Source organism: Candidatus Woesearchaeota archaeon (assembly GCA_021735165.1).
Lineage (GTDB): Archaea > Nanobdellota > Nanobdellia > Woesearchaeales > 21-14-0-10-32-9 > JAIPET01.
Genome location: JAIPHP010000007.1, coordinates 26,584 through 47,162 on the forward strand (window position 1 = coordinate 26,584; position 20,579 = coordinate 47,162).

24 protein-coding genes are annotated in these 20,579 nt (G+C 31.2%); 9 read left to right on the forward strand and 15 right to left on the reverse strand.

The genetic code is table 11. The features are described from left to right. Positions 1-83: 83 nt before the first annotated feature. The gene (locus tag K9L97_02620) at positions 84-1,139 is read left to right on the forward strand and encodes an AAA family ATPase (GenBank protein ID MCF7871905.1); all 1,056 of its coding nucleotides are present in this window, start codon (positions 84-86) and stop codon (positions 1,137-1,139) included. On the opposite strand, the gene K9L97_02625 is transcribed toward K9L97_02620, so the two are convergent. Both K9L97_02625 and K9L97_02630 read right to left on the reverse strand, forming a co-directional pair. Further along, a complete protein-coding gene (locus tag K9L97_02625; GenBank protein ID MCF7871906.1) occupies positions 1,136-1,480 on the reverse strand; it encodes a hypothetical protein in 345 nt (114 codons plus the stop codon). The genes K9L97_02620 and K9L97_02625 overlap by 4 nt on opposite strands. Before the next feature lie 46 nt (positions 1,481-1,526). Next, a complete protein-coding gene (locus tag K9L97_02630; GenBank protein ID MCF7871907.1) occupies positions 1,527-1,874 on the reverse strand; it encodes a hypothetical protein in 348 nt (115 codons plus the stop codon). A 317-nt stretch (positions 1,875-2,191) separates the two neighbouring features. Here K9L97_02630 and K9L97_02635 point away from each other — a divergent pair, with 317 nt between their 5' ends. The 4 genes from K9L97_02635 to K9L97_02650 are packed head-to-tail and all read left to right on the forward strand — an operon-like array spanning position 2,192 to position 4,110. Next, positions 2,192-2,329: a hypothetical protein gene (locus K9L97_02635; GenBank protein ID MCF7871908.1), complete on the forward strand. Its 138-nt coding sequence runs from the start codon at positions 2,192-2,194 to the stop codon at positions 2,327-2,329. Positions 2,330-2,376: 47 nt separating this feature from the next. Next, positions 2,377-2,964 carry a Sua5/YciO/YrdC/YwlC family protein gene (locus tag K9L97_02640; protein MCF7871909.1) on the forward strand — a complete coding sequence of 196 codons (588 nt, stop codon included), beginning with the start codon at positions 2,377-2,379 and terminating at the stop codon, positions 2,962-2,964. Position 2,965: 1 nt separating this feature from the next. Continuing rightward, positions 2,966-3,565, forward strand: coding sequence for a metallophosphoesterase (locus K9L97_02645; protein MCF7871910.1), 600 nt, complete (start codon positions 2,966-2,968; stop codon positions 3,563-3,565). A 2-nt stretch (positions 3,566-3,567) separates the two neighbouring features. Beyond that, positions 3,568-4,110, forward strand: a complete 543-nt coding sequence (locus K9L97_02650) for a sugar transferase (protein MCF7871911.1) — start codon at positions 3,568-3,570, stop codon at positions 4,108-4,110. Positions 4,111-4,127: 17 nt separating this feature from the next. Here K9L97_02650 and K9L97_02655 read toward each other — a convergent pair whose 3' ends face one another. Then, positions 4,128-4,364, reverse strand: coding sequence for a hypothetical protein (locus tag K9L97_02655; GenBank protein MCF7871912.1), 237 nt, complete (start codon positions 4,362-4,364; stop codon positions 4,128-4,130). A gap of 66 nt (positions 4,365-4,430) precedes the next feature. Here K9L97_02655 and K9L97_02660 point away from each other — a divergent pair, with 66 nt between their 5' ends. Further along, positions 4,431-4,751 carry a hypothetical protein gene (locus K9L97_02660; protein MCF7871913.1) on the forward strand — a complete coding sequence of 107 codons (321 nt, stop codon included), beginning with the start codon at positions 4,431-4,433 and terminating at the stop codon, positions 4,749-4,751. A gap of 76 nt (positions 4,752-4,827) precedes the next feature. Here K9L97_02660 and K9L97_02665 read toward each other — a convergent pair whose 3' ends face one another. Beyond that, positions 4,828-5,946 carry an ATP-binding protein gene (locus tag K9L97_02665; GenBank protein ID MCF7871914.1) on the reverse strand — a complete coding sequence of 373 codons (1,119 nt, stop codon included), beginning with the start codon at positions 5,944-5,946 and terminating at the stop codon, positions 4,828-4,830. Between the two features lie 360 nt (positions 5,947-6,306). Between K9L97_02665 and K9L97_02670 the strand changes: the two genes are divergently transcribed. Further along, a complete protein-coding gene (locus K9L97_02670; protein ID MCF7871915.1) occupies positions 6,307-8,097 on the forward strand; it encodes a hypothetical protein in 1,791 nt (596 codons plus the stop codon). Positions 8,098-8,099: 2 nt separating this feature from the next. Beyond that, positions 8,100-10,178 (forward strand): hypothetical protein, encoded by a 2,079-nt coding sequence (locus K9L97_02675; GenBank protein MCF7871916.1) that lies wholly within the window; start codon positions 8,100-8,102, stop codon positions 10,176-10,178. A gap of 7 nt (positions 10,179-10,185) precedes the next feature. On the opposite strand, the gene K9L97_02680 is transcribed toward K9L97_02675, so the two are convergent. The 10 genes from K9L97_02680 to K9L97_02725 form a co-directional block, all read right to left on the reverse strand. Then, positions 10,186-11,364: an RtcB family protein gene (locus K9L97_02680; GenBank protein ID MCF7871917.1), complete on the reverse strand. Its 1,179-nt coding sequence runs from the start codon at positions 11,362-11,364 to the stop codon at positions 10,186-10,188. 56 nt (positions 11,365-11,420) lie between these two features. Next, positions 11,421-11,687 (reverse strand): hypothetical protein, encoded by a 267-nt coding sequence (locus tag K9L97_02685; GenBank protein ID MCF7871918.1) that lies wholly within the window; start codon positions 11,685-11,687, stop codon positions 11,421-11,423. A 128-nt stretch (positions 11,688-11,815) separates the two neighbouring features. Then, a complete protein-coding gene (locus K9L97_02690) occupies positions 11,816-12,367 on the reverse strand; it encodes a hypothetical protein (protein MCF7871919.1) in 552 nt (183 codons plus the stop codon). A 50-nt stretch (positions 12,368-12,417) separates the two neighbouring features. Further along, on the reverse strand, positions 12,418-13,188 hold the full coding sequence (locus K9L97_02695; GenBank protein ID MCF7871920.1) for a TatD family hydrolase: 771 nt from the start codon (positions 13,186-13,188) through the stop codon (positions 12,418-12,420). Between the two features lie 22 nt (positions 13,189-13,210). Beyond that, a complete protein-coding gene (locus K9L97_02700) occupies positions 13,211-13,822 on the reverse strand; it encodes a hypothetical protein (GenBank protein ID MCF7871921.1) in 612 nt (203 codons plus the stop codon). Between the two features lie 374 nt (positions 13,823-14,196). After that, positions 14,197-14,808: a nucleoside monophosphate kinase gene (locus K9L97_02705; protein MCF7871922.1), complete on the reverse strand. Its 612-nt coding sequence runs from the start codon at positions 14,806-14,808 to the stop codon at positions 14,197-14,199. A gap of 11 nt (positions 14,809-14,819) precedes the next feature. Beyond that, positions 14,820-15,272 (reverse strand): hypothetical protein, encoded by a 453-nt coding sequence (locus tag K9L97_02710; protein MCF7871923.1) that lies wholly within the window; start codon positions 15,270-15,272, stop codon positions 14,820-14,822. Positions 15,273-15,324: 52 nt separating this feature from the next. Continuing rightward, the gene (locus K9L97_02715; GenBank protein ID MCF7871924.1) at positions 15,325-17,220 is read right to left on the reverse strand and encodes an ATP-dependent DNA helicase; all 1,896 of its coding nucleotides are present in this window, start codon (positions 17,218-17,220) and stop codon (positions 15,325-15,327) included. Between the two features lie 35 nt (positions 17,221-17,255). After that, complete coding sequence (locus tag K9L97_02720; GenBank protein MCF7871925.1) at positions 17,256-17,966, reverse strand: nitroreductase family protein; 711 nt, start codon at positions 17,964-17,966, stop codon at positions 17,256-17,258. A gap of 31 nt (positions 17,967-17,997) precedes the next feature. Then, positions 17,998-18,498: a zinc ribbon domain-containing protein gene (locus K9L97_02725; protein MCF7871926.1), complete on the reverse strand. Its 501-nt coding sequence runs from the start codon at positions 18,496-18,498 to the stop codon at positions 17,998-18,000. 257 nt (positions 18,499-18,755) lie between these two features. Between K9L97_02725 and K9L97_02730 the strand changes: the two genes are divergently transcribed. Then, positions 18,756-19,097: a hypothetical protein gene (locus K9L97_02730; GenBank protein MCF7871927.1), complete on the forward strand. Its 342-nt coding sequence runs from the start codon at positions 18,756-18,758 to the stop codon at positions 19,095-19,097. A 34-nt stretch (positions 19,098-19,131) separates the two neighbouring features. Here the strand turns inward: K9L97_02730 and serS are convergent, their stop codons facing one another. Beyond that, positions 19,132-20,406, reverse strand: a complete 1,275-nt coding sequence (gene serS / locus K9L97_02735; GenBank protein ID MCF7871928.1) for a serine--tRNA ligase — start codon at positions 20,404-20,406, stop codon at positions 19,132-19,134. Positions 20,407-20,579: the final 173 nt, after the last annotated feature.

Consider the following 20,579-nt stretch of genomic DNA (forward strand, 5'->3'; position numbering starts at 1 on the left):
TAGAACATAATATTGAAAAATTAACGAAAAAAAGATAACAAACTTTTTATAAAAACAAAAACTCAAACAAAATAGGTGAACATATGGGACTATTTGACGATACACTAAAACCAAACCAAAACCTAATAAAAAACTTTGACGCGCTAGAATACGACTACGTACCCGGAGAATTACCATTTAGAGAAAACGAACAACAATACCTAGCAAACTCTCTAAAACCTCTATTTCACAAAAGATCCGGAAGAAACATCCTAATACACGGAGCACCAGGAATAGGAAAAACAGCAGCAACAAAATTCATACTAAGAGAACTAGAAAAAGAAACAGACGAAATAGAACCAATATACATAAACTGCTGGAAACACAACACAACATACAAAGTACTACTAGAAATATGCAACATAATCGGCTACAAATTCACACAAAACAAGAAAACATTTGACCTATATGATGTAATCTCAAGAATGTTGAACAAAAAAGCAGCTGCATTTGTATTTGACGAAATAGACAAAGCGGACGAACTAGATTTCATATATTTTGTGTTAGAAGACATACACTACAAATCAATATTTCTACTAACAAACTACAAATCATGGCTAGTTAATTTAGATGAAAGAATAAAATCAAGACTACTTCCAGAATTATTTGAATTCAGAAGATACACATTAAAAGAAACACTAAGCATAATGAAACTAAGAAAGGAAATAGCACTACACCTAGGAGCAATAGAACAAGAAGCTTTCGACAAAATAGCCGAAAAAACATTCCAACTAAAAGACATAAGATCGGGGCTGTACCTACTAAAAGAATCAGCACTAAACGCAGAAAACCAAAGCAAAAACAAAATCACAAAAGAACACGTACAAAAAGCAATAAACAAACTAGATGATTTCACAATAAAAAACTCAGAAGAATTAGAAAGTGATTCAAAATTAATATATGATGTAGTAAAAGAAAATTCAGGCAAAAAAATAGGCGATTTATACAAAATATACCAAAAAAAAGAAGGTGCAGCATCCTACAAAACATTTCAAAGAAAAATAGCGATGCTAGAAGATGGAAACTACATAAAAACAAAAAAACTAACAGGAGCAGGTGGAAACACCACAATAGTAGAAAAAAAACTCACAGATTTCTAAAAAGACTTAATCAAACCACTAACAACAGCACCCAAATTATCCAAAGAAACAAGAATTTCCTCCTTCTTCTCATTGACAACAGCTTCACTAAAAATTTTAAAACCCTTATTCAAATTAGAAACACTATTCTTCAATTCGTCACTATCAAAATACTGTGCCTGAAGAAAAACATCAAGAATTAAATTAACTTTATCCCTTAAGGAAACAAACAAAAGATGCCTAGTGTTTTTGGGAATACTAAAATAAGCATCTTTAGACACCAATTCTTCAATGGACTTAAAACCCGCCTTTAATTCTATAAAAACAGAACCAAGTTCTTTTTTTAAACTGTCGACATCCATAAAAAAAAATATAAACACACAAATATAAAACTTTCTAAAAAAAGAACTAAATAAGCTTCTCAAGCTCAGCAATATTCCTTTTCATATCTTCTAATATCCTTAGAATCTCATCACGCTTAGATTCATCATGTAAAAATAAATCTCTAAGACCTAAAACATTCTTGCCCAAAGGAGAAACAGCAGACCTTATACTATGAGAATTTTCATGCTCAAAATAATGAGCAAAATCAGCTAAAAACTTCACATTATCAACCAACCTACCATATAACAATTTACGAACATTATGAGGCGTACTAAAATGCACACCCTTAGAAACCAATTCATGCCAAGCCCCAGTCCCAGCCTTAATATCAGAAAGGTGAGATCTGACCTCCAAAATAATATTATCCGCCATACAACAACAAAACTACATAACGCCATATATAAATGTTTCTCAAAAAGCACTGGACAAGTGCTGACGCGGACTATATAAACAAGCAAAAAAATAACAAAATAGAGGTGAAAAAAAATGACTCAAACACAATACACACAATACATCAACCAACTATTTTTTGAACAAATAAAAGACATGACACAAAAGAGGTGAAAAAATGAAAATAAGAACATACACACAAAAATTAATACCCATACTGTTAGAACAAGAACTAATAACAAAAGAAGACGAACAAACAATGACAGACTACTTAAACAACACTTATGGAGGCGAAGAATATGCTTAAAAATCTAATAAACATATTTGACAAAAGAGAATACATGTCATGGCAAGAATATCATGAAAAAATGATATTTTTAGAAAATTTCTATTGGCAACAAACCGTAAGAAAAAAATCAGCGAGAAACGCCATTTAAAAATAAATCAATTAACTATATAAATAAACATACATTTACAGACAATAATGATAATAACTAAAGACGAGTTCATAAACAACAAAAGAAAATTCTTAAAACAGATGACAAAAGAAATATTCATATACCCAACAGATACAATATATGGATTAGGATGCGATGCAACAAACACACAACTCGTCAATAAATTAAGAGAAATAAAAGGAAGCAGCATACAACCATTCTCAATAATTGCTCCAAACAAAAAATGGGTTTATGACAATTGTGAAGTAGGTGAAAAAGAAAAAGAATTCGTAGAAAAACTAGGAACATACATAGAAATAAAAGGAAAACAACACAGATTCACAATAATACTAAAACTAAAAAAAGACTCAGCACTATCAAAAGCAGTAAATCCTGGAAAAAACACAATAGGAATAAGAATACCGAATAACTGGTTTTCAAAAATAGTAGAAGAACTAGGAAAACCAATAATAACAACATCTGCCAACAAAACAGGATCAGACTTCATGACAAACACAGAAGACTTAAACTCAACAATAAAAAACAAAGTAGCATTCATAATATACGAAGGAGAAAAAAAAGGAAGACCATCCACAATAATAAACCTCGTAGACCAACCACAAATTCTAAGATAAAATGAAAATCCTCGGAGCCGCAGACCTACACGGAGACTTAGACGTAGCAAAACGATTAGCAAAAAAAGCAGAACAAAATAAAGTAGACTTAATACTACTATGCGGAGATATACAAAATGAAGACTCCTTAGAGAACATACTAAAGCCTTTCAAAGACAAAAATCAAAAATTGCTTCTAATATCAGGAAACCATGAAAGCATCTCCACAGCAGAATTCCTAGCAAAAATAAACAATGCAAAACACTTGCACGGCTACTCAGTCAGATATGAAGACATAGGAATCTTTGGATGCGGATCAGCAAACATAGGAATACACGGAATAACAGAAAAAAAAATTTTTGAGACTCTAAAACAAGGATTTGAAAAAATAGCATATCTACCAAAAAAAATAATGATGACACATGTACACCCAACAGGAAGCAAAATAGAAAAATTCTCAAACTTCGTAAAAGGAAGCCACGGCGTCCTAAAAGCAATCAAAGAACTACAACCAGACATACTACTATGCAGTCACGTACACGAAGCAGAAGGACTAGAAGAACAACTAGAAAAAACAAAAGTTATAAACGTAGGAGCCGAAGGAAAAATCATAGAACTGTAAAAATGGACAACAAAATATTCTACTCACAAAAAGTTCTAGGACAATACCAAATACCATTTCAAAAAATAAAAATAAGAACTATGATAAAAGGAGCAGACTCTCAGTTCGAACAATTAGCACTAACAAAAACAATAACAGGAAATGGAAAAATAAAAAATGATCCAAGAATCACACCACTAGGAAAATACCTACGCTTGCTTCATATCGACGAGATGCCGCAAATATACAACATTTTTCTAAATCAAATGACTCTGGTAGGAATAAGACCAAGAACACAACATGACTGGAAACTTATGGGTTATGAACACAAAAAAACAGCACTAAGACACAAACCAGGCTTATTTGGAGTAAACTACTACTATGAAAACCTAAGAGACCTACAAGACTTGATTAATTGCGAAATAGAATACCTAAAAGAAAAAGAAAAAAAACCAATACAAACCGACATAAAATACTTCAAAGGAATAATAACTAACAGAACAAAACAAATAAATCAAGGACTTCAAAAAATAATACTAAAAAAAAATTACGAACTAATAATGTAAGAACCTAAAAAAAACTCTTAAAGATGCTCTTTAGCTTTCTCAATCAAAGGCAAAATAGTTACAACCTCATCTTTAGTAAGCCTACCCATCTTAGCCCACTTCCACGAACCATCCTCAGTATTAAGAACCTCTCTACTAATCTGAAGCTTTGGCTGACCATCATTATAGGAAAATACTGAAACTCTTAGTTTTGTTGTCTCAAACTCTGCTGATTCACCAAATAATTCCTTGTCTAAACTTTTATCAAATGCCATTTTATCTACCTCTAAAAAACACAGATTTTCGAATGTTTTAAATATCTTTTGATACAATATACAAATATGAAAAGAACAATAATATTGCTAGGAATAATAACGCTATTAGTAATAACTGCGTGCCAAAATGAAAAAATAACCACTTTTGAAGAATGCATAAATGCAGGAAACCCAGTAATGGAAAGCTATCCAAGACAATGCACAACAGAAAAAGGACAAACATTCATAGAAATAATAGATAAAGGACCAATTCCTCCAGAAGAACAAACACAACAACCGATATGCATCAATAAATGTGGAGATGGAAAATGCGCAGAAATAGTCTGCCAAGGAGAAGGATGCCCATGCGCAGAAACACCTCAAAACTGCCCAGAAGACTGCAAATAACAGCCCAAAAAACTAATAACAATATAGGCTACAAAGAACAAAACAACCACACCCAAAAAAAACCAACACGCAATAATCAATGCTTCTTGAAATTATTCTTAACATAATCAACCAATTTACTGCCAAAAATCTTAATACTACTAGGACCAAAACGAACATAAAATTCCTCTGAACCCATATAATTCAAAAAAACAGGCTTATTACTTCTTGAAACCTCAACTTTACAAACTAACAAAGAATTAACACTTACAAAGTCCACCCTAATCAACGAAAAAACACTACGACCAATAAACTTCTCAATCAAATTAGTAAAATGCAAAGAAAACTTATCAGAACTCCTAAAACCATCAGCATCAATGCCCAAAATAGTTCCTTCATCAGAAACACCAATTAACAAAACACCGCCAAAACTATTAAGAAAAGCAACAATGGTCTTAAGAACACTATGTTCAATACGCTTATCATGCTCCCCTGTAAAAAGATTAGTACGAAGAGCAGACTTAAACTCAACAGTAGAACTCTCACCAGAACTAATTAACACATTTAACTGATCAACAGGATCAACAATACCCCTAAACAAAGAAGGATTCTTCTTCAACAAAGAAAAAACAAACTTCTTAACAAAGGAATACTTAAAAAAACGCATATGAATAAACCCCATACTAGCCGCAAAAAAAGAACCAAGCAAAAAAACAACGACATTCCAAAACTCCCTAAAAACACTACCTGAAAAAAACACAAAATCAAAATTAAACTGCAAAAACAACTTCAAAATTTCCCACAATAAAGCAGAAGTAGAAGCAAAACTAAAACAAAACAAAGAAATAAAAAACGGACTCAACCTTAAATTATCATGATTTCCCACATTCAAAATAAAAATAATCATAAACGCAACTAAAACAGTTATAATACCAAGAACAAAACGAATAAACAAATCCCACCAAGAAAATAAACTAATAAAAAAATCCAAATTCCCAACATAAATAGTGACAAACAAAAACAACAAAGTAAAAAACTCCAAACCGCCAAAAACTCTCTTCTTATTAAAAAAAACAGGCAAAGACAAAATCAAAATCAAAAAACTCAAAATAATATTAACCCAATTCCTAGTCAAAAAAGAATACAATAAAGCAACAGGCAATAAAAAAGCAAAAACCCAAAAAGAAACACTAAATTTATTGTAAGTCTCGCTCATAAAAATCCCCGCATAACAAAATAACGATAAACTTATATATTTAATAGTTTCGCTATTTTATAATAGTGACCAAAGGGGTTTTGAAAAATCAATCTAACAGAAATACTGGAAAGAGAAAATACAAAATACGAGAAAATTCTTCAGGAATTAAAAAAAGCAGCACACACATTATATGAAAGACTGGCAAATTACGAATACAGAAACATAAACATAGTAAGCCACCTAGCTGATGCTGACGGTCTGGGATCATTAATTCTTGAACCAGGGCTTAAAATAATTGTAGAAACACTAGGAAAAACAGAAATACCTAAAGGAGAAAAACCTCAAGCACACAATTACAACATACAATCAGAAAGACACATGACTATTTCTGACAATGAAGAAGACGAAAACAGCATAACAAAAATAAAAGAAAGAAGGGGAAATGGAACCTACATATTCTCAGACCTCTCTGTTATGAACCCGGAAAGACTAAAACAACTAGAAGAAGCAATAATTTTAGATCACCACAAACCCCTAAAATTTGAAGGAAAACACCAATACATAAACCCCTGCAATTACAAAATAGACGGGGCAAAAGAACTATCAGGATCCCTGCTTTCAGGGATTCTTCTTCATTACATAAAAGACGAACTTATAAAAGATGAAAACGTAAAACTAGATAAAAAAATAAAAAAAGAACTAAACGAAAAAATAGACTACCTTACAATGTTTGCACTGGCAGGATCAAAAGCAGACCAGCAAAAAGACGAAGGAATAAACAAAACAATTTACGAATATTACATTAACAACCAAAAACTACAAAAAGAAGACAGCCCATTCTTCGGTTACTTCACAAAAACAATCTCTTATGCCATAGCAGAATCTCAAATCCCATTAAACCTAAAATACGATGTCGCAAACAACGAACAAAGAAAAAAATTCCTATTTTCACAAGGATACAAAAAAATAGGAGAATCCACAGAAAAAATAAGAAATGAACTAGAATTATTATTCGTGATAGATATAAACAAAAAACAAACAGGAATAAATAAAATAATTCTTGACACAATAAGTGAAGAAAAAATAGAAAAAATAAACAAAGAATTCCGAGAACAATACAACAAAAACCTCATAGAAATTGCAGAAAACGGAGAAAGACTCATAACTAATGCGAACGGCGAATACATAGACCCAATAATAGAAGACTACAAAGACGATGAAAAAAGACATAAACAAAGAATACAACTTGCGGACAGATTGCTTTTCGAACTGGGAATAACTGAAGAACATATGAATGATTTGAAAGGAACTACAAGATACAAAAGATATACACTTCTAGGACAACTCGAAAAAAGATTAATCGCATTCTCAGATCCAAGAAAAAGAAAAGAAAATCATGAATTATTCAAAGAACACCAACACATAATAACAGACCAAAAAAGTAAACTCCTCAAGAATAAATCAATAGCAGAGATCGCAAACGAGATGACTGCCTATTCAAAAATGGGTGAGATTGATGAAGAACTACAAATAAACAACAAAACAATAAAAACATACGGACAATTATTCATGGAAGCAATTGTAATAGAACTAGAAGGAAAATATGATCCTGACGATGAAAAACAGCAAATAGTATTCAAAAAACTTATAGATATAAAAAAACAATACAATCAAACAATTCATGATGGAATGGAACTAATAGAAAAATGGATTTTAAACAACGACCTAAAAAAACTAGAACAAGAAACATTAACAGAAACATACTCAAACACAGAAAACAGAAGCAGACTAATAGAAATAGGAAAAAGAGCATATCTAATACAACTAGACAACCTTGAAACAGAGCTTGAAAAAAATATAGAATTCCTAAGAGTTATGACTGGCGTCTTTGGAGGAATAACAGCAAAATCAAGAATACTACCAGAAGACTACGGAGTGCTATTCACATCACTAGAAACAAAAGAAGGACTTTACAAAATAAGTGCGAGAACAAACAAAGCGCCCGGACAAGAAATTCATTTAGGAGAATTCTATGAAAAAATGACAAAACTCAAAGTGACGGAAAGCGGAGGAGGGCACCCGGAAGCAGCAAGCTGCTATATCAAAAAAGAAAATCTTGATAAACTAGGAGAACAAATAAAAAAAGAATACGTACTTAACGAGAAATAAAAATGTTATTAGGACCACACACAAAACTTGACACATACGAAGAAACAATAATAGAAATACTTCTAAAACAAAATAAAGAATTATATTTTCCAGTATTTGATACAAAACTTCTTGGAACATTTAATAGAAAACTTAAAGAAAATAGCCCTGACTACAGTTCAGAAATATTCTTTCTTTCAGGAGGAATAATAATACCTTTAGATCTTTTAGATTTAAAAAAACACAAAACATTTACAAAAAAAGGGTTTGTAGAAAAAAATAATAAATTCATATCAACATTTGATGTGCTATTTTTATACGAACAAGAAAATGCAATAATAGCACACCCACTAGACTTCAAATCAGGAGGTGCGCCAGATATAGACTCTAAAAATGACAAACACAGCTCCGTACTAAACCAAATAAGCAGCTATAATGCAGCATACCTAATATCGCAAACGCCCTTCCTTAGAGAAATAATGAAAAAAATAGAAGAAGAAACAAATAAAAAAATCATAATAGACAGCGGTTATTTCATATTAGGAAAAAATAAATCCAACAACTATAAATCCGAACAAAATAAAATAGAAGAAGAACTCAAAAAGTCTCTAAAACTAAAAAATATATACGGAGCACTCAACATAACAATAAATCCTAATAACAAAAAGGCACTTGACATTTCTATAAAAAAAAATGAAGATGAACCAATCAAAGCTAGCAACGAATATCATCTTTCAAAAACAACCTATGATGATATGAAAAATGAATTGAGGTTTCTAAAAAACAGAATAAAATACAGAGGCTTCTACGGCAACACAACAATAGCAGTGGGAGCAAACAGAAAAGGGGAACTCGTAAAACAGCTAGAATACTTTCCCGCAACAAGCATAAAGACATATACGCCAAGAACTGAAAAACTCGAATACTACCTTGGAGAACTAGAACGAAACGAAGATGAATTTACAAAAAAGCAAGAAAGCATAGATCAAAAAATCAGAGAACTAGAAACGCAAACACCAAACGAGTTAAAATACGAACTTTTCAACAAAGAATACAACGCAATATATGAAAAACTTTACAGACAAGGAGAAGCGCAAATAAATGAAAGAAAAAAAAGAATAGAAGAATCAACAAAAAGAAAAATCCTAGAAATAGATAAAAAAGTTGAAATAATACTAAAACAAAAAGAACTAACACAACAAAAAATAGAAGAAACAACACAACAAATAAAAAATTCAAAATCAAATTATGAAAACGCAATAAACGAGTTAAAATATCTAAATGAAAATAAACCAAACAGATTCAAAAAGAAAAAAAGAAGAATCTCATCAAGAATAACTAAAACTGAAGAAGAAATACAAAAAAAAGAAAAAGAGAGAAACGATCTTAAAAATTATAAAAACACATCAATAAGAGACTGTAAAAAAGAGGCAGAAAACAAAACAAAAACCGAAAACAACACAAGAAAATTAATTCTGCACCTTGAACAGGAAAAACTGGAACTAAAAAATTTTTATAAAAAAATACAACGCGATCTTGAAGAAAATAAACAAAGAGAAATAGACATAGAATTAGAAACATTACAAAAAGTTCAAGAAGTTATGATAAATAAAAAACCAAAAAATGAGAAAAAAAGACTAGAAAAAACAAATTACCTCATAAAACTTACAAAAATGGTGACAAACAAAACAACAAAGTATAACACTCTAAAATCTGAAATATTCGAAGCGAGAGAAAAACTATACAATGAACTTCAAAAATTGAATTGGTTTACAGAAGAAGGATTTAATATATTACAAAACTATAGAACTCAAAAAATTGAAAACTATAAAAATCAAAAAGAAGAATGGAAACAAACATATAAATTAATGAAAAGAAAAATACAAAACAACATATACAAAGAGCAAGAAATTGTAAAAAAGCAAAAATTAGACGATAAATTAGAAGATGAAAAATTAACAAAGGAAATAAAAAAATTTCATAGGAATATTCCTTACAAAACATCAAAAAATTCAAATATAAAAGACAATCCTTTGATACTATATATCAATCTTAACAACACAACAGTATATAAAGCACAATTTTATAATAAAATATCATAAGAAAAAACTAATTATTACCCTTACCTTTTCTTCCACGTTCACCCTTCCAATTAATAACAGGTTTTAAATGCTTAACAATCCTAACAGAATCTTTTTGTTTATCCATAACATGAAACACATTTTTATAAGCCATAGGTGCCTCATCAAGAGTTCCCTGCGTAACAGTTCCTTTAATACCAATCATCGCATTCTTAAAATCATCCATAGAAAATTCTTCTTTAGCATTCTTCCTACTATATTTCCTTCCGGCACCATGACTTGAGCTTTCAATGAAATCTTCATTACCAAACCCCTCAACCAAGAAACAACCATCCCTCATATTTCCTGGAATGACTCCTCGCTCTCCTTTTTTAGCAGGAGTAGCTCCTTTCCTATGAATAAAAAAACCATTTTCAAAAATAGCATGATTATGATTCTTATTAGTCCAAAGTTCGAATTCGACAGTTTCTTCAAGAACATCTTCCAATCCCTTAATAGTTCTCTCAATCAATTCCAATCTGTTTCTTAAGGCAAATTTCAAACCAAAATCCAGAATATTCAAATACTCCTTTCCAACTTCAGAATCTTTATGAATGGGATGCGTCGCCTCATACACATTATCTGCACCTGCAACTTTTTTCATATACTTTTCAGCAACCTTAAATCCAACTCCTCTGGAACCAGAGTGAACTACAATCCAAGCATCTCCATCTTCATCTTCACTAATTTCAATAAAATGATTACCATCACCTAAGCTTCCTATATGCCTAATTGCTTTGCCCTCCAAAAATTGCAAAATTTCCTTATTATAAGCGCCATTCTTAAACTCATTAATAAGTTCAACATAATCTTCTTTAGTTTTCCTTGTGACTTGTGTAACAGAATTAATCTCGCCCTTACCCATAGGGATTCTTTTCTTAACTGCTTCAAATATAGCATCCTGATGTTCTCTAATTTTTTTAATCATATCCTTTCCTTTAATATGAACTGCAGTCATACCGCAACCAATATCATAGCCAACCCACGATGGAACAACAAAATCTTTAGTTACAAGAACACTACCTATAGGTGCAACATAGCCAAGATGTGCATCAGGCATCAAAGCCCCTTTAATGACAAAATTAAAACCCATGCAGTCTTCAAACTGCTTTAAAGTTTCACTATCTAAATCATCAGCATAAATAAATTTCTTCTTCTCTTTAGACATAAAAGTGAAGAATGAAGCGCCTTTTTTAAATTTTAAGTAATAAATTAGTAAAATACTCAAAAATCTATGAATTGTATTCTAGGAATCTCTTTTTTATCTTCTTTTTCTTCTTCCTCTATTTGAGAATTTGAAGAAGAACTATTAGCATCATCAAAAATATTAAATGCGCCAGGAGAAGGATTAGAAATTTCAGAATTTTGAGAACTATATTCTGAACTCTGAACACCATAATCTGCGCTTTGACCTACGTATGCTTGAAGCATCCTTATAGCTTTCATTATTTCCGCATCAGAATCTTTCTTAGTATCAATATGAATCTCCATATAAACTTAAAAGAAAAAACAACTATAAAAATATTGTCCTTTAGCAAAAAAACATATTTTCTATAAATAAGTGCTTTAAAGACGCATCAATTATCAAAAAAAGAAGTAAACTCAAGCTAAAAACTCTCTTACAAACCACTCTTAGGAATAGATGCCAAATCAAAAAATGCAATGCAATCTTGCTTCATCTGAGAAATAGGACCATCAAACAAAATCATCAAATTACTTTTAGTATACTTCACAGACTCATTTAAATGAGAGAGATTCGAATCAATTAATGTAGCGTAAGATTCCACATGACCAGAATTTAAACACAGACTCAAATTGTGATAAAATAACTCTTTTAATCCTTTCTTTTTTACAACACCCTCAAGACTGAGAGTTTCTGCGTTAGAACAAATTTCTAAATTCCCTTTTGCACTTATAGTACCTAATTGAACAAGTTTATTAAGTTCATTTGAAATGCTTAGATCTAAAATTAAAGAATCAACATAATTGTAAACATTATTGAAATCTTCAAAAAAACCTTTTGAAACCACATAGTCATCATTTTTAAAAAAACAGTCATCAGCATTTGAAATATTAACTTTGAACAAACCAAACTGTTTTAACTTAGAACTGTTAATAGAGCCATTAAACTCTTTTAATAATTTAGCATAATCCCCTAAGTTGTTAGACATTTCAAAATGAAACGATTCAGATAATATAAGCGTTTCTCTAAAAAAACAACTTACAAAAATAATTTCTGATAATTCATAAATATATTATTTGCAACTTCCTCTTCTTCTAAACCTTTTATTTCTGCAATTTTCTTTACTGCTAGCGTTACATTTCTGCTGTCATTCCTCTCACCAGGAACAGGTGCAAGATAAGGAGCATCAGTTTCTGTCAACAATTGAGTTATACTAGTATACGCAACCATTTCCTGAAGTTGCTGAAGCTTTTCCACTATTGGACTAATTGATAAATTCCAACCATTGTCAGCAATCCTTTGCATTAACTTCTTTTTACCCATAAAACAATGCATGAGAGGATTCTTAAGTTTTGAAGATTCAAGCATTTCAATAACTTCTAATTCTGCTTTTCTACTATGAATTATTAATGGCTTTTTTATCTTTTCCGAAAGAACAATAAATTTTTCGAACGCTTCTCTTTGAACCAATTTGTGCTTGTCGCCAAAAGGATTATCATCTCCTACTTTAAAGTCCATACCCACTTCTCCAATTGCAACAAATTTATCTTTATTTTTTTTCATGAAATCAATTTCATCTTCTACCAAATCAATTCCATCTTCAACCACGTGCACTGGGTAATATCCAAGAGCAGGCTTTATTATTGAAAATTTTTCTGCGTGACCCAATATTTTTCTATTGCTTTTGGGATGAACGCCATTTTCAATTATTGCTTTAATACCATTCTTTGCACAAGAATCTAAAACTTCATGAATATCATTATCAAAATCACCTAAATCATAATGTGCATGAACATCAACATATCGCATAATTATAAAATAAAGTAGATAGTTAAAAGTTTTGTTGTTTTTCAGAAAACAAAGACAATACATCTTTCTTTGCAGTCCACAAATATACATCTTTAGAGTCTTTATATTTTGGACCAAATCTCTTCTCTTCAGGGATATCAGAATAGTCATAAATAACTGGTTGAAATCTATAATTTACAAGTTTTTCTTCTAAATTTTTAGATTCAGGTTGATAATATATTATTCCTCCCTGAAGCGTCAATGTTTTTTCAGGAGGGGTTAATCTTATCATTTTTTGAAAATCGGCATCAGAATAATTTTTTAAAGATAAACCTTTATCTTGCTTATATTTTATGCCACCAAATTTCGGATTAAAAACAGATCTAAAATAATTTATTCCGTCCTTAATAGGTATTGATATGATTCGATCATATTTTGTTTCTGAATTATGTATGGCTGAAATAACATCTCTAAATGAATTTTTAGTATAAGACCTATTTAATAAAAATATGATGTCTGAACTATTTTTTATAAAATGAGAATTTTTATCATCGACGACTTTTCCAACTGTGTGCTCAAAGCCTTTATTTTCAGGAACTAAGCCCATAATGTATTCGGCCATTTGTTCTCCCATTTTATCAGATCTTGAAACCATAGACATAACATAAACTTGTTCATTTATAAAGTTTTTGGTTTGTTGTTACATTAAAGTAGTGAAATAATCGAAACATTTAAATATATGTGCTACTACTAAGTAGTAGAGGTGAAAAAATGGCTGAAGATGGATTGTCCACACTCATTTCAAATTACGAAAAAAACGAAAAAAATAACGAATCATACCAAACAGCAAAAAAAGAAGCATCAATATTAACATACAGACACGACAACACATAACACTCAAAAAAAATCACGCTTAAGATAATCGGAGAGGCGAGAATAATCTTACGAAACACCTCTCACCCTTCAAACCCCTCCACCCTCTATTGAAGGCTTCTCCGATTATCTTTCTATTCTAAAAAAATTAAGAAATCACAAAATAGAATCTAGCTTTAATTTTACATCAGCATAAACATCATCAATAGATCGTTCGCCATTAATTCTAAAAATAGGCGCTTTACCTTCAAAAAAACTGATTACAGGCTCAGTCTTCTCCTTATAGATTTGCAATCTTTTCTTAATAGCGTCAGGCTTATCATCATCTCTTTGAATAATTTCACCACCCGCAGCCTTGCACTCCTCAACATCTTCCTTAGTTATTTTATCAGAAATAAATATTTTCTTTGACGCAGTGCAAATTCTTCTTTTCTCTAACCTTCTGACAGTCTCCTCTTCAGAAAGCTCTAGAACCAAAACAAAATCAACTTTAAAATGCTCATCAATCCACTCAGCCTGCTTCAAGTTCCTAGGAATACCATCTAACAAAACATCACCTATTTGAGACATTCTTTTTTTAAACAAATCATAAGTAATATCTTCAGGAACTAAATTGCCATTATCAATCAACGCTTTAATTTTCAAACCAAGCTCGGAACACCTAGCAACCTCTTCTCTTAACAAATCACCCATAGAAACTTGAACAAACCCATAATCTCTCTCTATCAACTCAGCTTGCGTGCCTTTCCCGCTACCTTGCGGACCCATAATCAACCCTATCATCCAAAATACCCCCTATCTTCCTTAATTTCAGACTCTTTAGTCCAAGTATCTCTCAACTTTTCAAAAATTAATTCAATATCAACCTTTAGAACTTGCCACTGGGCAAACAAATAATTAATCTTATTTGCAAACTTACTTTCATCATAATTAAGAAATTCAATAGAAATCTCTCTGGATAAAAATCTTAACTTAGCAAATAAATGTTTTATTTTCTTCCTATCAACAACAGATAAAAAACTTGCTTCGTGCATAGTAGAAAGGGCAGAATCTGGTTGCAATAAAGTCTCAAATTGATCAGAAAAATAGTCAAATCTTGATAACATCTTCTTCATAATTTCCTTAAGAACATTATCTTCATCATCAATCAAATCGATATCGAAATTCTTCAATAAATCTTCATAAGAAGGCAAACCGTACTTTTCAACCAACTTAACATATTTGTCTTTCATAATAAAAAGAAACAACACCTGTTTTTAAGAGTTTTGAATTTTACAAAAAATTTTAGAAATCCCCCAACTTTTTCTCCTGCTCAGGACCTTTAACACCAAAAAAATTTCTTATCATAGAACTATACAAAAGAGTGACTTTAAGATTCCAATCCTTAGGAAAACACCTCATATACTTATCCCAAGAATACCGCTCATCTAAAAAAACAACAACACCCCTATCAGTCTCACTTCTTATACAACGTCCAGCTGATTGAAGAGTTTTATTGAAAGCAGGAAATACATAACCATAATCCCACCCCTTACCGAATTTTCTATCATAATAATTAATTAATGCTTTAGTCTCAAGACCAGGCCTATTAAGAGGAAGCCCCACAACTATAACACATTTCAAATAATCGCCAGGCAAATCGATACCTTCTCCAAAACTTCCGGAAGTAACCCCCATCAACACAGCACCCGTATTTTTATATCCTTTAAAATTCTCAATAAACTCTTCTTTCTCCTGTTTTGTAAGACCCGGCCTTTCCGTAAAAATAGTTTTTTCACACTCATCCATAAATTTATAGACTTCATCTCTTAAATAATAACTAGGCAAAAACACCGCCGAATTACCCGGAACAACATTAACTATTTCGGTAATTATACGAGCAATTTCCTTGTACTGTGCATCATTCCTAGTAGTATATTTTGTAGAAGTTTTCGGAATTATTATATTAAGTTTATTTTCATGCGGAAAAGGACTCTCTAAAGTTAACTCCTTCGTGTTTTCTTCTTCAAACCCCAATATTTCTCTATACATATAAGTAGGAGTAAGAGTTCCAGACATCATAATAGTACTATGTGCTTCTTCAATGACACCTCTACTAATAACTCCTGGATCAAGACATTCATAATTTAAAACTAAATATTCCTCCTGTAAACCTTTACTCTTAGAAAATATTCTTGTAAACCCATCATCTGTACCAACCCAAGAAACCAAAAAAGAAGCAATAGAACCAACATAAGAATACTTTTGTTCCTCCCTAATCTCATCGCCGGCATCCTCTAATAATTGAATGAACTCATAATAATCAAAAAATTCAGATATCTTGTCAACAAAATCCTCTTTTTTGATATAAGACTCTTCAACATCTTCTTCCCTATAATTTTCAATAACATTCAATAACGAATTCAAAGGCTTCAATAATTCACCTTTATTATATTTTTCAGCCTCACTAATTGCGCGTTTAATCATCAAATTAGATAATTTTTCACTAGCCAAATCCTTTATTCTATTAGGAAGATTGTGAGCTTCGTCAACAATAATAATAGCATTACCTAAATCTTTCTCAATCTTATTCAAAAACGCATCCCTTATTCGAGTGTTAAACAAATAATAATAATCAGTAACAATAACTTTAGATTCTTTCCCTAAAATCATCCCAATTTCATAAGGACAAATCTGATGCTTAGAAGAAATATCTATCATTTCCTCAGTCATCACAGGACTTATTTCTTTAATTTCTGAAACTGCTGCTTTTGTATCAAAAGAATATTCTTCTCCTTTTTTCAGATTATTATAATAATCACATTTTTTATCTTCACGAACAGCCTTGCAATACTCCGAAAAATCTTTTGGTCCAAGAAGACTAACTCCTGGCTGTAAACACAGATGTTTTTTTCCAATTATGTCAACAGCAACCAATTTAACGCCATGTTTTTTCTTAATGTCCTTAACAGTCTCAATGGCAATCTTGTGTTGCGTGTGCATACTTGTGAGAAAAAAAATAGTCTTGTCTGTTTTGATAACGTTAGAAAGAGCCGCAGCTATACTCGCAGCAGTCTTACCAAGACCTGTAGGTGCGTGAGCGATAAGATCGGTGCCTGATTCAACAGCTTTATGAATCGCCTCGACTAAATCAGTCTGAATATCTCTAACATCATCATAAGGAAAAAGAGTGGTGCTCATGAAAGCAAAGAATGCTTTGTTTTTTATATGCTTTCCTAATCTTCATCCAAATTTTCACGATTTTTAGCTTTATTAAGAACCGATTTTGCGCCAGAAACAATTTTCTTCGTAGATTCAGAAAGTTTTTTGAAAACATCATCCACAGCAGGATCTGACAATTTAACTATTTTTTCAATTTCTTTATTATATTCTCTTACCAACAAATTCATATTTTCTACAGGTACTCCAAACTTGTTAAATGAAACTAAAGAATCCAATTCACAACTTTCTTTATCTAAAGGAGAATCAGCTGCATACCCTACAGTTATGACTGCTTGAGGTCTTTTACCTTCAGGAATTCCTAACTTATCAGCAATGTATCCCTCATCAAAACTACCCACCCAACAAGCACCTAAACCCATATCATGAGCAGCAAGCAAAATATTTTGTATAGCTGCAGCGCAATCTTGAACTGCATAAAGTCTTTGTCCTCTTAAACCATAATAAGATTCTGTTCTTTCAACATCAGCAACAACAACAATCAATATAGGCGCCATACCAATCCAGAATTGTTCAGTACAATGATCCGCAACACCTTTAATCACTTTTTTATCAGTAATAACAATAAACCTATAACTTTGCAAATTTCCAGCACTAGGCGCCATAGAACCCGCTTTTAAAAGCATAGTTAATTTATCAAATTCGACAGGTTTTCTCAAATAAGAACGAATACTCCTTCTGTTCATAATTGCGTGTAAAACATCCATAAATTAAATAGATAATTATTATTATAAAAATTTATCGCAACTTAGACCCACAATTATAGCAAAATGCCATATTATCACTTATTTTAGAACTACAAAAAGGACAAAACGCAGAACTTTTGACTTGATTTTTTTGAGAAATATTTTGATTTTGTAATTTGTCATGAACAAATTTTTCCCTCATTTTGGAATTCATTTTTATCTGTTCTTGTATCTTTCTCTTTTCAGTTTCTAAATTGGCGTCTAGCTTAACTTTGGCAAGGTCATTTCCTAAAAAATTAAAGAATTTACCCTTATCCTTAACAACAGTCTTTTCAACAGTCGATTCAATATTAGATTCATTGTTTGGCTTGCGTTCATGCTTAGGTTTTGTTATAAAACCAACCAATACCTTAAAGATGCCTATGACAATAAACAAAAATCCTAAATACCTAAAAATAATTAAATTAGATTCCGAATTAAGGTGTTCAACATACATTGAAAAACCTGACACTATCAGCCCTATGATGAGCCAAACCCAACCATTTAATTTCATAAACATCAAATTCTAAAAATGACTATATATACTTTACGGAAATCAAATGATGAAAATTGCCACTCCGAGTCTGCTAAAAAAATAAAAATTTCTTGCACGCAGAAATCAAAACTGATTTCTTTGCGAATCTCCATACTAAATTGCGCGTTTTTGCCTTGTCTTTTCACTATAAAGAGAAAAAAAAGCTTTGAAAGAATCCATAACAAGATCTTTCAATCGCAAGGTTTAAATATTACGATTAACAAAGAATATCGATAATGAACATAAACGATTCAAATCTACCAGTTGTTTGTAGAAGCTGTTTAAGAACAGTGACCATGAGTCAAATAAAATTTGATGAAGTAACAAAACAATATGTGTGCACATCCTGTTATAATGCTACAAAAAACAAAAAACAACATTTAACAAACACTAAAAACGATGAAACCCACACAATATCGGCCTCTAAAAAAATAAATTATCAATGTCCTAAATGTAAATATAAGTTTTCAAGACCGAAAGAGAAACCTGCAAAAGAATGTCCTTATTGCGGAAATAAGATTCTGGAAACCAGAAACAATACTGCAAGCAGACTAATAGATGAAGCGGAAGAATGGTAAAAAAAATCAGAAAATATTAAGCCTTGTCATCTTTTCAAATAATTTCTTTCCCAAACATGTAAGGCCTTAGAACTTTAGGTATTGTTATGGATCCATCTTTATTCTGATAATTCTCCACTATTGCTACAAGAATTCTCGATGTTGCTATAGCCGTATTATTTAGTGTGTGTATTGTTTCTCTTTCATTATTTTTTCTAAGAACTTTAATGTTTAAATCTAAAGCTTGGTAATCATAGCAATTACTTAAACTAGCAACTTCACCGTAATTTTTTGTTGTAGGTCTCCAAACCTCTACATCGTAAGATTTGTTTTTCCAAATTGACAAATCCCCTGAACAAATTTCTATTACTCTATAGGGCAATTCTAAAAGATTCATTAGTTGTTCCGTATTTTCTAATAATTCTTCAAACATAGAATGTGACTCTTCAGGCTTGCTAAAGATAAATTGTTCTATTTTATTAAATTGGTGTGTTCTCCAAAGACCCTTTTCATTTATACCGTGACTTCCAATTTCCTGTCTAAAACACATAGTGTACGAAAAATATTTTTTTGGCAAATCCTGTTCAGGAACAACTTTATTTTCATACATCCCTAATAATGCGTGCTCACTAGTCCCTATCATGTTAAGATCGTCATCTCCTTGAATTTTATAGATAGTTTCATTAAAAGCTTCTGTATCCATTGCAGCATCCAAAACTCTTTTATGTATCATTAATGGAGGCTCTATGTAAATATATTTTTTTCTTTGCATAAAATCAAGGGTGAATCTAATTAAAGCTTGATTTAGCATAGCAAAATCTCCCTTTAACAAATAAAAACCATTGCCTGAAAGATTAGCAGCAGTTTCAAAATCTGCAAATCCTTTCTCTTCAAGCAAATCAACGTGATTTTTAACTTCAAAATCAAAATCTTTCTTTTTACCGACTTGTTTTAATTCAACATTTTCAGAGTCATCTTTGCCATTTGGAACTGTTTTATGAGAAAGAGTTGGCAATTTTCGTAAAATTTTTTCTATTTCCTCTTTGAGAATTTTTCTCTTTTCTTCTAATTCCGAAATTTTTTTTGGAACAAGCTTTACTTCCTCTATTACGGATAATGCGTCTTCTCCTTTTTTCTTTAGCTCATTGACTTTCTGGCTTAATTCATTTCTTTTTTTTCTAAGTGAATCTTCTTCATACTTTATTTTTCTCCAATCATCATCTTTTGTTAAACATAAATCTATTAATTCAAGCCTATCATCTAGATATCTTTTCTTTAATTCTTCTTTGTATGCGTCAGGATTTTCTCTCAATAATTTTATGTCTAACATTTTAATCTTCACATATCCTATTTATTTTAAAAAACTTTTGGTAAAATAATGAAAATCGCTGCTCCGAGTCTGCTAAGAAACTAAAAGTTTCTTGCACACAGAAATCAAAAATGATTTCTTCGTGTATCTCCGCCCTAAATGCACAGAAACAAAGTTTCTAACACAACAAAAAT